3 protein-coding genes are annotated in these 13,874 nt (G+C 69.0%); 2 read left to right on the forward strand and 1 reads right to left on the reverse strand.

The features are described 5' to 3' along the window. Positions 1–109: 109 nt before the first annotated feature. On the forward strand, positions 110–2,449 hold the full coding sequence (locus FXO19_RS18625) for a ligand-binding sensor domain-containing protein (protein ID WP_187775856.1): 2,340 nt from the start codon (positions 110–112) through the stop codon (positions 2,447–2,449). A 378-nt stretch (positions 2,450–2,827) separates the two neighbouring features. Here FXO19_RS18625 and FXO19_RS18630 read toward each other — a convergent pair whose 3' ends face one another. Next, positions 2,828–4,585 (reverse strand): hybrid sensor histidine kinase/response regulator, encoded by a 1,758-nt coding sequence (locus FXO19_RS18630; RefSeq protein ID WP_149196623.1) that lies wholly within the window; start codon positions 4,583–4,585, stop codon positions 2,828–2,830. Positions 4,586–5,779: 1,194 nt separating this feature from the next. Here FXO19_RS18630 and FXO19_RS18635 point away from each other — a divergent pair. Next, positions 5,780–13,874, forward strand: an 8,095-nt coding sequence (locus tag FXO19_RS18635; protein WP_149196624.1) for a DUF6923 family protein, incomplete at its 3' end; no start/stop codon positions are given.

Here is a 13,874-nt window from a genome sequence, read left to right on the forward strand (position 1 = left end):
TTCGACATGATCGATTCCGACGGAAGAAGGGACATTCGGTATTTTCGACAAGAAGACAGAACTTCCGGGGAAACGCCTGCTTGCCGTTGAAGGCATCCCGATGCGGCTGATGGCGCTGTTGCTCGGCCTGCTCGCGGCCTGCGGTTCCGCATTGGCGGCGGCGGTGCAGCCCGACGAGCGGATCATGCCGCGCACGTTCACCGGGGACGACGGGCTTCCGCAGTCGGGCGTGAACGCCATCGTGCAGACGCGCGACGGTTATCTCTGGATCGGCACCTATGGCGGGCTGGCGCGTTTCGACGGGATGAGGTTCGAGACCTTCCGCGGGCAATCCGGCGTCGAGTCGGTGCTCACGGAGGAGGGTCGCCAAAAGGGCCCGACCAGCGATCGCATCCTGGCCCTGCACGAGGACGACGCCGGACGGCTGTGGATCGGCACCCAGGACGCCGGGCTGAGCGTGTTCGAGCACGGCACGTTCCGGCATCTGCCGGTCTGCGGCGGCGTCTGCCAGATCAGCGACGTCCTGCAGGGTCCGGACGGCGCGATCTGGATCGCGAGCAGTGTCGGCGTGCTGACGCTGGATCCCGCCAGCCGGCAGGAGACCTGGATCGAGCGGGCCGACTGGGCCGGCTATGTCCGCATGTCCAGTGATGGCCAGGGGCGCATCCATGTCGGGGGCCACCGCGGCTTCGGCGTCGTGGCCGGCGGTCGGATCCGGCCCGTCCGCCTGCCCGGCGGCGACCGCAGGATCCATCTGCTGGAACGCAGCGGCGACCAGCTGTTGGTGGGCACCGAACACGCGCTCTATCGCTACGATCCGGTGCGGCGACACTGGCAGCCGCTCGGTGTCGACGAGCCCACCTTCGCCACCCAGGATGCCGACGGCCTGTGGTGGGTGTCCCAGGTGTCCGGGCGACTGCTGCGGGAGGATGGCGCCGGCGGCTGGCGCAACGTGCCTGAGCTGACGGGCGCCGGCGTGACCAGCCTGGCGCGCGACGACGAGGGCAATCTGTGGGTCGGCAGCAACAGCAAAGGGCTGCTGCGGTTGCGCAAGCCGCTGTTCGGGCTGCTCTCGGTGCCACAACAGGGGGCGAATGCAGCCGGGCGCGCGGTGGTCGCCGACGGCCAGGGCGGCCTGTGGTTCGGATCGGCCTGTGGGGATCTGGGGCATTGGCGACACGACGGCGACATGCGGGTGCTGCCGATCGGGCAGGTACTGGGCAACAACTGCGTCGCCAGCCTGCTGCTGGGCCGCGACGGCGTGATCTGGGTGGGAACGATCGCCGGTACCCTGGGGCGGATCGTGGACGGCGAACTGCAACATGTCGTCACCTGGCCGACCGCCGAGTCGGTCAACCTCTGGCAGCGCGAGAACGGGCGCCATCTGGTCAGCCTGGGTCGCGCCACGTTCGAACTGGAGATCGACGCCCAGGGGCGGATCGTCGATCGCCGCGACATCGACGCCCTGAAGGGCATGCACATCAACCAGATGCGCGAGGCGGTGCGGGGCGGCCACTGGTTCGCGGGCGACCAGGGCGTGCTGCGGCTGGTTGCTGGAAAAGTCGTCGAGCAATGGACCCCGGCAGAAGGGCTCTCGTCGCGTTTCGCCCGGGCCCTGCATGAGGACCGAGAAACGGGCACGCTCTGGGTCGGCACCTACGGCGGCGGCCTCAACCGCATCCAGGACGGCCAGGTGCGGCACTACGACAGCGGCAACGGCCTGGTCGACGATACCGTCTCGTGCATGCTCGCCGACGCGCGTGGGCGCCTGTGGCTGGGCGGCAATCGCGGCGTGACCCTGCTGCCGGCGCCAAGGGAGGCGGCGGCCACGATCGAGTCGATCGGCTATGCCGCGGACGACGGGCTGGTGCCGGCCGAGATCAACGGCGGCACCGCGTCGCCCTGCCACCGCGATACGCAGGGCCGGTTGTGGTTCTCCCTGGTGGAGGGCTTCGCCGTGCTCGATCCCGCGGACGTGCCGGAGGTCCGGCCCGCAACGTTGCAGCCGCACATCGAACACGTCGCGGTCGCCGGGCGTCCGCTGGACTTCACCGGGCCGGCGCTGGTGCTGGAATCCTTCGCCCGCAACCTGGAGATCCGCTATACCGCGGTCAACCTGAGCAAGCCGCGAGACACCCACTTCCGCTTCCGCCTGTCCGGGTTCGACGAGGACTGGGTCGAGGCCGGGCAGAACCGCAGCATCCTCTACCCCTCGATACCCTGGGGCGAGCACCTGTTCGAGGTCCAGGCGCGCATCGCCGGCGGTCAGTGGTCGCCGGTGCCGGCGAGCCTGCGGATCGTCCATCCGCGTCCGTGGTACCAGCGCCCGTGGGTGTGGACGCTGGCGACGCTGCTCGGCCTGCTGGCGTTGCTCGGCAGCACGCAGTTGGAAAGAAGCCAGCCCGAATCCGGCGGCACCGCCACGCGACCACGCCGGCGGCGCGGCTGACGTTCGGAAACGGGAAATCTCGACCTGTCCCGCTTGCGGAAGAAAGCGCCGCAAGCGGGAGATGGATGTGCGCATCTACGGCCCTCCCGTAGGAGCGCGCCATGCGCGCGATACCGCGAGCATTTCTCCGCCACGCGATTCCGTCCGCCGATGGACCTTCCGGCCCGCGGCAGGGCCGCGGACGGTCGAAACCAGACACCCGCGGTATCGCGCGCATGGCGCGCTCCTACGAAGCGCAAGCACACCACAGGACGCTCGCGGGCCATGCCGGCGCGCGGGGCTGCAACGCAGACGCGCGGTAGTGGCGCGCAAGCGCATTCCTTTCGCGCAGGAAAACGGTAGGAGCCCCCACCGCTCATCCCGAGCGAGGCGATCACGTCATCGCCCGTAGGCGGCGCCGGCGTCTGCCGGGATCGCCGGCAACATGGCCAGCAGCTGCTCCCCGGTGAACGGCTTGCGCATCCGCAGGATGCCGGAGTCGTCGAGATCATCGGATGTGGCCGGATTGCCGGAAGGACCGGCGGCTGGCCGATCGGAGATCAGCACCCGCCGAGCCTTCGCCAGCATGTTGCCCAGCTGCCGCAGCAGCACCAGCCCGTCGGTATCGGTGAGATCGTGGTCCGCAATCACCACGTCGATGGCGGTCGACTGCAGCACCTGGGCGATGGCTTCGCCGCCGTGCCGGGCTTCGATGACGCGGCACCCGCGTGCGGCCAGCGTCGCCGTCGCGTGCCGCGCAAGCGCAGTGTCGCCGGTCACCAGCAGTACCCGCGGCGCTTCGGCCGCCTGCTCCGCGTCGCGTTCGGGCATCGCCAGCGGCAACCGCAGCCGGATGCGGGTGCCCTCGCCGGGCGCGCTGTCCACCTCGATCCCGCCGCCGCTGTCGGCGACGAAGCGGTGCACGATCGCCATGCCGATGCCGGTGCCCTTGTCCTTCGGCTTGGTCGTGAAGAACGGCTCGAACAAGCGTGCGCGCACGTCCGGCGTCATGCCGCAGCCGGTGTCCTCGACCCGGATCAGCGCCTGGCCGTCGTCGGCCTCGATCGACAACGCGAACCGGCCGCCCTGCGGCATCGCATCGCAGGCGTTGGCGGCGATGTTCAGCAGCGCCAGTTCGAGTTCGTCGCGATCGGCGGTCACCAGCAGGCCCGGTGGCGGCGTGTCCAGCCGGGCCCGGATCGCGCGGGGGAACATCGGCAGCAGCAGCGGGCGCATCTCCTCGATCGCCTCCGCCAGGTCGAACGTGGACACCTGCCGCACCTGTGTGCGGCCGAAGCTCAGCAGGCGCCGGGTGACCACCGCGCCGCGCTGCGCCGCCCGCTGGATCCTGGACAGGGTGGCGTCGACGTCGTCGCCCGGCGCGCGTGGCGACGTCGCCAGGCCTGCGATCACGCTGAGGATGTTGTTGAAGTCGTGGGCGACGCCGGTCGCGAGCCGGCCGATGGCCTCCATGCGCTGCGTCTGCAGCAGGCGGGCATAGGCGTGCTCCTTCTCGTCGATCTCGTGCTCGAGCTCCACGCACAGCGCATTGAGTTCCCTGCTGCGCTCGATCGCCCGCTGCGACGACAGGATCAGGCGATCCAGGAGCATCGCCAGCACCAGAAAGCTCATGCCGGACAGCAGCAAGTTCGGCAATACCTCCGCCGCCACCGCCGCGTTGGACGCGCGCCCCAGGTCGACCGAGGCGCCGATCGCCAGCGCGACGGCGGTCGCCAGGGCGGTCCACCACACCGCGGACCTGCCCAACAACAGCCCGGCGAACAGCAGTGGCATCACGTGGGTCGTCTGCAGCCCCGACTGCGCCCGCAACCCGTAGGCCTGGTAGCTGAGCGTGATCAGCAGCAGGCCGCCGGCAATGGTCAACGCGGCCGAAAGCCGGAACCGCCCCCGGCGCAACAGGGCGAAGCAGGTCCACGCATAGGCCCCGATCGCCAGGGCGCCCCAGCGCTCGCCGTCCCCGCCCGCACCCGCGCCGTTCCAGGACGCGATCGCGATCGACACCGCCATTGCACCGGCCACCACCAGCAGCGTCTGCAGCATCCACGCATTGCGCCGGTCCTGCCGCGCAACGGGCACATGCGTCAACCAGCCGAGCAGGCGCTGGCGCAGCCCACGGGGCGTGTCTTGCGCGGTCATCGGCGCGGTCGCCGCAAGGGATCACTCCCCCCTTCGGAAAAGGGGGGCTGGGGGGGACTTGCCCGGCGCCCGGCCGAGCCACCGCCAAAGCAAATCGCTGCGCGATTCCCGGCCCCCGCGCAGCGCGCGGGGGCGCTCAACCCGCCGCAAGCCTGCGGCTTGCAAGCGGCGGTTTTCGCCCCCCTCAATCCCCCTTTTCCAAAGGGGGAGGACAAGCGCTGAAGCTCCCGCGGTTCTCCCGCAATCTGCGCACTTCCCCCCTTTGAAAAAGGGGGGCAGGGGGGATTTGCCCGGTGCCCGGCCAAGCCACAGCCAAAGCGGATCCCCCTCAATCCCCCTTTTGCAAAGGAGGAAGACAAGCGCCGAGGCTCCCCCGGTTCTCCCCCAATCTGCGCACTTCCCCCCTTTGAAAAAGGGGGGTAGGGGGGATTTGCGCGGCGCCCGGACAAGCCACAGCCAAAGCGGATCCCCCTCAATCCCCCTTTTGCAAAGGGGGAAGGCAAGCGCCGGCCGTTCGGTCTCCGCCCCATGCCAACCCACCGTTCCTCACCGAGTATCCCCGGCCAATATAGCGGCCGTCTCCAGAAACCGGTAGACAGGTGTCGGCCGCGAAACCGACCCTCTCAAAGCGAGACGTACGTTCCAATTCAAACAATTGGCGCCTGCAATTTAACGAGATGTGAACGGCGTCGAATTTCCCGCGGCCGGATGCCGGTGCCAGGCATTGCAAACAGGCCGCGACCGGAACGCGCGTGTGCCGCGCCATTCTCCCGCCGCCCAACAAAACCACGGGTTTGCCGCGCTGCGCCGCGGTTTCACCTGTGCCCGGATCGTTTCGGGCGGCGCCCGCGCGGGCGAGGACCCGTTCGCGACGGCCCCGCCGGCGCGGCGGATCCCCGCCCCGGTTCATCTGTGCAGCCGTTCCCAATCCGGCGTCCGACGCTCACCGATGGTGATGTTCGGCGAGTTTCGGTGCGTGATCGATGACAGGGGGCCGCCCTAGATTGCCTGCGCAAATCCTCGAACGACGCCCTCGGCCGCGTAACCGTTTTCATCGGTGTTCTCGATCGCCCAGGGGAGTGAACGGCGGCGTCGCAAGAGGAGGGGAGATTCAAGCAGGCAATCCGCCCGCAGGACGCATGCGTTGGTCCCTGCCGGTCGGTTGCCCTACAAGAGCAGCAAGGGGAACCACCTGTGACCGTCCCGTCTCATCGCAAGGCAGCAGCGTTCTGCCGTTCGAGCCTCCTGTCCCTGGTCCTGGTGGTGTCCGCCTTCGCGGGCATGAAGGTCCTGGCGCAGTCGGCGGTGACCAACACCGCCACCGTCGCCACGCCCACCGGCGTGGTCGATTCGAACCCGGACAACGACAGCGACGACGCTCTCATCACGGTCACCGCGCCGCCGCCGCCGTTCGGCAGCTGCGACTCGAGCATGTACCTGTCACAAACGCCGGCCGGTGGGACGGAGACGACGCTCTTCCAGTTCGACACCTCCAGCAATCCATTTGTCTATACGACGCTGGGGTCCAGCACGACCATTTACAACGCAGCAGCGTTCAATCCCGCCGACAACTATTTGTACGCCATTGCCAGTGGAACGACGACGCTGATTCGCGTGGGCAACGACGGCAGCGTTGCCGAGGTCGGGCCGATCTCCGGCCTCGAAGCAGGCAACTACAACTCCGGCGAGATCGGCCCGGATGGCAACTACTACGTCAAGGGAGGGCCGAGCCACCTGATCTATCGCGTCAATCTGGCGACACAAACCGCTGTTCCGGTGACCAACACGGTATTGCTCGTGTCGGATCTTGCCTGGCACGGCGGCTTGCTTTACGGCGATGACGGTTCGGGGAATCTGGTTTCGATCGATCCGGGCACCGGGGCGATCGACACGATCGGACCGACCGGCGTGCCCGGCATCTTCGGCGCGATGTTCGGCGCCAGCAACGGTGTCTACGGAAGCAACAACAACGGTGGCTTCTATCAGTTCGACCTCGTCACCGGCGCCGCGACGCTGATCTCGTCCTCGCCCGGCGCGGCGGGCAACGACGGCGCCAAGTGCGCCAGCACGCCGCTGGAATTCGCCGCCGACCTGGCGATCGACAAGGACGACGGCAACGAGAACTATCTCCCGGGCGAGGATGTCGTCTACACCATCCTCGTCAGCAACCTCGGCCCGTTCGGCGTCGCCGGCGCCACGGTCGCCGATCCGCTGCCCACGGGCACCACCACCGCCAGCTGGACCTGCGGCAGCGGCACCGAAGGCGGCGTCTGCGGCGTGGCCAACGGCAGCGGCGCGATCGCCGACGTGCCGGTCAACCTGCCGGCCGGCGCCACCGTCACCTTTACCCTGACCCTGTCGGTGCCCAGCGACTTCACCGGCGACCTGGTCAACGTGGCCACCGTCACAGCTCCCGAGGGCTCGTCGGACCCGAACCTCGCCAACAACACCGACGACGACACCGACACCGTCGAGCCGGCCGTGGTCACCGTGGAGAAAATCGCGGATCCGGTGCCGGGCACGGTGCTCGCCATCGGCGCCACCGTCACCTACACCGTGACCACGACCGTGGCCGGTGGTCCGACTTCGGACATCGTCACGCTGACGGACACGCTGAGCGCGGGACTGACCTTCGGCGCCGTCACCGATCCCGGCGACTTCACCTGCAGCGGCGCACTGCAATGCACGCTGCCGGCAGGCACCGCACCGGGCACCTATCCGCTCAGCTACACCGCCACCGTCGACCTGGGTGCCTCCGGCACGGTAAGCAACGCGGTCGTGCCCACGGGCGGCGACGCCCCGACCTGCGGCACCTGCACCACCGAGCATCCGGTGCTACCGAGCTTCGGCAGCTGCGATTCAACGATGTATCTCAGCCAGGGCGACCCGACGGGCCTCTTCCGGTTCGACACGTCGTCGAATCCCTTCCCCGTCCAGCCGGTGGGGTCTGTCTCGGCCGACCTCTACAACAGCATCGCGTTCAGCCCAGTCGACAACTACCTGTACGCGATACGCCGTTCGAGTACGTCGCCGCACAACGTGCTGCTCCAGATCGGCAGCGACGGCATCGTCGCCGAGCTGGGGCCTGTCACGAATCTGCCGGACATCCTCGGATACGGCGTAGGCGAGTTCGCGCCCGACGGGAGCTACTACGTCAAGCGGGGCGGAGCCGACAACCAGATCTACCGCATCGACATTCCGACGCGCACGGCGACGCCGATCACCCTGTCCCAGTCGCTCTCCGTGCACGACCTGGCTTGGCACAACGGCCTGCTGTACACCGCGGAGGCCGGCGGCAACCTGTATACGATCGATCCCGCGAACGGCGCCGTCACGCCGATCGGCGCCACAGGCGTTGCCGGCGCCTTCGGTGCCCTGTTCGGTGCCAGCAACGGCGTTTACGGCGGTAACAACCAGGGTGGCTTCTACCGGTTCGATCTGGCCACGGGCACGGCCACGCTGATCTCGAACCTGCCGGGCTCCAGCAACAACGACGGCGCCAAGTGCCCCACCACGCCGATGGAATTCGCCGCCGACCTGGCGATCGACAAGGACGACGGCAGCGAAACCTACGTGCCGGGCGAGGACGTCGTCTACACCATCCTGGTCAGCAACCTCGGCCCGTTCGGCGTCGCCGGCGCCACGGTCGCCGATCCGCTGCCCACGGGCACCACCACCGCCAGCTGGACCTGCGGCAGCGGCACCGAAGGCGGCGTCTGCGGCGTGGCCAACGGCAGCGGCGCGATCGCCGACGTGCCGGTCAACCTGCCGGCCGGCGCCACCGTCACCTTTACCCTGACCCTGTCGGTGCCCAGCGACTTCACCGGCGACCTGGTCAACGTGGCCACCGTCACAGCTCCCGAGGGCTCGTCGGACCCGAACCTCGCCAACAACACCGACGACGACACCGACACCCTCGAGCCGGCCGTCGTCACGGTGGAGAAGACCGCCAGCCCGGTGCCGGGCACGACGCTCGGCATCGGCGACACCATCACCTACACGGTGACCACGACCGTGGCCGGCGGCCCGACTTCGGACGTCGTCACGCTCACCGACACGCTGAGCGCGGGACTGACCTTCGGCGCCGTCACCGACCAGGGCAGCTTTAGCTGCAGCGGCGAACTGGTCTGCACCCTGCCGGCGGGCACGCCGGCGGGCAGCTATGCGCTCACCTACACCGCCGTCGTCGATCTGGGCGCCACCGGCACCGTGAGCAACACGGTCGTGCCCACGGGCGGCGACGATCCGACCTGCGGCACCTGCACCACCCAGCATCCGGTGCAGCCGAACTTCGGTTCGTGCGACGCGACCATCTACCTGGGAGTCGGTGTACCGACACAACTCGTCCGTGCCGATACCAGCACCAACCCGCTCACGTATCCCACGATCGGCTCGCCGGATTCTCCCGGCTACAACGCCATGGGCTACGACCTCAACAGCAACTACATCTACGCGACGCGATGGGATGCCGGTACGAGCACGTACCGCCTCCTGCGGATCGGCAATGATGGCTCGGTGATGGATGTCGGCCCCATCACCGGCGGTGGAATCAATGCCGCGACCGGCATCGCCACGGCCGTGATCGGCGCAGACGGCTTCTACTACGTCAAGAGCAACAGCTCGACGAGCGAGATGTGGCGCGTGAACCTGTCCACCCGGACGGCCGTGCGCATAGCGCTCAGCCAGGCGATCGGCACCGCGGATTTCGCCTGGAACAACGGGCTCATCTACACGCACAACCATCTCGACGGCGTCTTCTACTCCATCGATCCCGGCACGGGAACGGTGAACAGGATCGGCCCGTCGGGCGTCCCCAGCGGTGTCTTCGGATCGCTGGTCAGCGCCAGCAACGGCGTGTTCGGCCGCGACAATGCCACCGGCGGGTTCTACCGGTTCAATCTGGCGACGGGCGTGGCGACGCTGATCTCCGACGGCCCGTCGGGCGGCGGCGACGGCGCCAAGTGCCCCACCACGGCGGTGGAGTTCCCGGCCGACCTGGCGATCGACAAGGACGACGACAGCGACACCTACATGCCGGGCGACGACGTCGTCTACACCATCGTGGTCAGCAACCTCGGCCCGTTCGGCGTCGGCGGCGCCACGGTCGACGATCCGCTGCCCGCCGGCATCACCACGGCCAGCTGGACCTGCGGCAGCGCCACCGGCGGCGGCGTCTGCGGTACGGCCAGCGGCAGCGGCGCGATCGCCGACGTGCCGGTCAACCTGCCGGCCGATGCCACCGTCACCTTCACCCTGACGCTTTCGGTGCCGGACGACTTCACCGGCGAACTGATCAACGTCGCCACCGTGACCAGTCCGGACGGTTCGCCCGATCCCAACCCCGACAACAACACCGACGACGACATCGACGTCACGCCGGTGGTCACGGTCAACAAGAGCGTCGATCCGGGCAGCGGCACGGCCGTCTCGCCGGGCGACACGCTGACCTACACGCTGACCGTGGACGTGGTCGGCTCGGTGACGGTCGAGGCCGAAGTGCTGACCGACACCCTCGGCGCCGGCCTCACGGCGGGCCCGATGCCGGCCGGCTGCACGGCCTCCGGGCAGGTGGTGACCTGCACGCTGGCCGCCGGCGCGGCCATCGGCACGCATACCTTCACCTACACCGCCACCGTCGATGCCGATGCGGAGACGCAGGTCGAGAACAGCGTGGTGCCCACCAACGGCATCTGCGAGACCTGCACCACGGTCAACCCGGTCGATCCGACGGTGCTGGTCAACAAGAGCGTCGACGTGGGCGACGGCACCGCGGTCGCGGTCGGCGACACGCTGACCTACACGCTGACGGTGGACGTGGCCAACGCGGTCACCGCGGTCGACGAGGTCATGACTGACACGCTGGGCACCGGCCTCACGGTCGGCACGATGCCGGCCGGCTGCACCAATGCCGGTCAGGTGGTCACCTGCACCCTGGCCGCGGGCGCCGCGACCGGCACCCACACCTTCGTCTACACCGCCACGGTGAACGAGGACGCGACCACGCAGGTCGAGAACAACGTCGAGCCGAGCACCGGCATCTGCGGCGACTGCACCACGATCAACCCGGTCGATCCGACGATCCTCGTCAACAAGAGCGTCGACCCGGCCAGCGGCACACCGGTGTCGGTTGGCGACACCCTGACCTACACCCTGACGGTGGACGTGGCCAACGCGGTCACCACCGAGGCCGAGGTCCTGCCCGACACGCTGGGCGCCGGCCTCACGGCCGGTCCGATGCCGGCCGGCTGCACCAACGCGGGCCAGGTGATCACCTGCACGCTCGCGGCCGGCGCGGCCATCGGCACCCACACCTTCGTCTACACCGCCACGGTGAACGAGGATGCGGAGACGCAGGTCGAGAACAGCGTCGAGCCGACCAACGGCGTTTGCGGCACCTGCACCACCGTCAATCCGGTCGACCCGACCGTGGTCGTCAACAAGAGCGTCGACGTCGCCGCCGGCGTGTCGGTCGCGGTCGGCGACACGCTGACCTACACGTTGACGGCGCGGGTGGCCAATGCGGTCACCAGCGCGGACGAGATCCTGACCGACACCCTGGGCACCGGCCTGACGGTGGGCACCCTGCCGGCCGGCTGCACGTCCACCGGGCAGGTGATCATCTGCACGCTGGCCCAGGGCGCGGCGATCGGCACCCACACCTTCGTCTACACCGCCACGGTGAACGAGGACGCGACCACGCAGGTCGAGAACAACGTCGAGCCCGGCACCGGCATCTGCGAGACCTGCAGCATCATCACGCCGGTCGACCCGACCATCCGGACCGGCAAGAGCGTCGACGTGGGCAGCGGCACCCCGGTGTCGGTCGGCGACACGTTGACCTACACGCTGACCGCGGTCGTGGCCAATGCCGCGACCACCGAGGCCGAGGTCATGACCGATACGCTCGGCGACGGCCTCACGGCCGGTGCGATGCCGGCCGGCTGCACCAATGCGGGCCAGGTGATCACCTGCACGCTGGCGGCCGACTCGCCGATCGGCACCTATACGTTCACCTACACCGCGACGGTCGATGCCGACGCGGAGACCGAGGTGAGCAACGAGGTGGTGCCGACCAATGGCGTCTGCGAGACCTCCTGCACCACCGTCAACCCGCTCGACCCGACGATCACGACCAACAAGAGCGTCGACGTGGGCAGCGGCACCGCGGTGTCGGTCGGCGACACGCTGACCTACACGCTGACCGCGGTCGTGGCCAATGCCGCGACCACCGAGGCCGAGGTCATGACCGACACGCTCGGCGCCGGCCTCACGATCGGCACGGTGCCGGCCGGCTGCGTCGCCTCCGGCCAGGTGGTGACCTGCACGGTGCCGACGGGTTCGGCGATCGGCACCTACACGTTCACCTACACCGCCACCGTCGCTGAAGATGCGGAGACGCAGGTCGAGAACAACGTCGAGCCGACCAACGGCATCTGCGAGACCTGCGGCACCGTCAACCCGGTCGACCCGACGGTGACGATCAACAAGAGCGTCGACGTGGGCAGCGGCACCGAGGTCGCGGTCGGCGATACCCTGACCTACACCATCACCGCGACGGTGGCCAACGCCGCGAGCACCGATCCGGAGGTCCTCACCGACACCCTCGGCGCCGGCCTCACGGTCGGCCCGATGCCGGCCGGCTGCACGGCGTCCGGCCAGGTGGTGACCTGCACGCTGGCGGCCGGCGCCGCGATCGGCACGCACACCTTCACCTACACCGCCACGGTGGACCAGGACGCGGAGACCCAGGTCGAGAACAGCGTCGAGCCGAGCACCGGCGTCTGCGGCACCTGCACCACGGTCAACCCGCTCACCCCGACGATCACCGTCGGCAAGAGCGTCGACGTGGGCAGCGGCACCGCGGTCGCGCCGGGCGACACGCTGACCTACACGCTCACCGCGACCGTGGCCAATGCGGTCACCAACGCGCCGGAACCGCTGATCGACACCCTGGGCGACGGCCTGTCCGTCGGCACCCTGCCGGCCGGCTGCACGGCCTCGGGCCAGGTGATCACCTGCACGCTGGAAACCGGTGCGGCGATCGGCGTCCACACGTTCGTCTACACCGCCACGGTGAACGCCGATGCGACCACCGAGGTCCGCAACAACGTCTCGCCCACGCGCGGCGTCTGTGAGGACTGCAGCACCGTCAATCCGCTCACCCCGCGCATCACCGTCAACAAGAGCGTCGATCCGGCCAGCGGTACCGAGGTCTCGGCCGGCGACACGTTGACCTACACGCTCACGGTGGACGTGGCCACCGCGGCCACCGTCGATCCGGAAGTGATGACCGATACGCTCGGCGACGGCCTGACGATCGGCACGCTGCCGGACGGCTGCACGGCCACGGGCCAGGTGATCACCTGCACCCTGGCCGCGGGCGCCGCGATCGGCACGCACACGTTCGCGTACACCGCCACGGTGGACCTCGACGCGGCGACCGAGGTCAGCAACAGCGTGACCACGAGCACCGGCACCTGCGAGACCTGCACCACCACCAACCCGGTGGTCTCGAAGATGCTGGTGAGCAAGACCTCCAACCCGGAGGACGGCACCGAGGTCGCCGTCGGCGACGTCATCACCTACACGGTGACGGTGACGGTGGCCAGCGGCGCCACCACCGAAGCGCTGCTCCTGCCCGACACCCTGAGTGCCGGGCAGACCCTGCTGGCGGACTCGATCGTGGCTCCCGCGGGCGGGGACTGCAGCGTCGTCGCCACCGGGCTCGAGTGCACCCTGGCGGCCGGCGCGCTGCCGGGTGTGCACACCTTCACCTACCAGGCGCAGGTGGCCCCGGATGCGGTCGGCGACATCGGCAACGTCGTGAGCGCGACCGGCGGTGGCGGAAGCGAGCCCGAGTGCATCGACTGCAGCACCGAGCATCCGCTGGCCGATCCCGTGGTCACCATCGCCAAGACCTCCGATCCGGACGAAGGCGAAGAGGTCGGCGTCGGCGACACGCTGACGTACACGCTGTCGGTGACGATCGAGAAGGCTGCGCTCACCATGCCGGTGCTGCTGCACGACACCCCGGGCGCAGGCCTGACCGTGGGTGCGCTGCCCGCCGGCTGCGTCAACGGCTCGGGTGAGATCGTCTGCACGGTGGATGCCGGCACGGTGCCGGGCACGTACACCTTCACCTATCCGGCCACGGTCAACGCCGATGCACTGGGCGAAGTCAGCAATGCCGTCGTCAGCGAGTACAACGGCAGCATCACCCCGGTGTGCCAGCCGTGCGGCACGGTGCACAAGCTGGCCGACGAGCCGCAGCTGCGGGTGATCAAGACCG

This window comes from Luteimonas suaedae, assembly GCF_008312895.1.
GTDB classification, from domain to species: Bacteria; Pseudomonadota; Gammaproteobacteria; order Xanthomonadales; family Xanthomonadaceae; genus Luteimonas; species Luteimonas suaedae.

Excerpts from the sequence above, each read along its gene's own strand:
- FXO19_RS18625 (WP_187775856.1), top strand. The coding sequence starts at position 110 with ATGGCGCTGTTGCTCGGCCTGCTCGCGGCCTGCGGTTCCGCATTGGCG.
- FXO19_RS18630 (WP_149196623.1), bottom strand. The coding sequence starts at position 4,585 with ATGACCGCGCAAGACACGCCCCGTGGGCTGCGCCAGCGCCTGCTCGGC.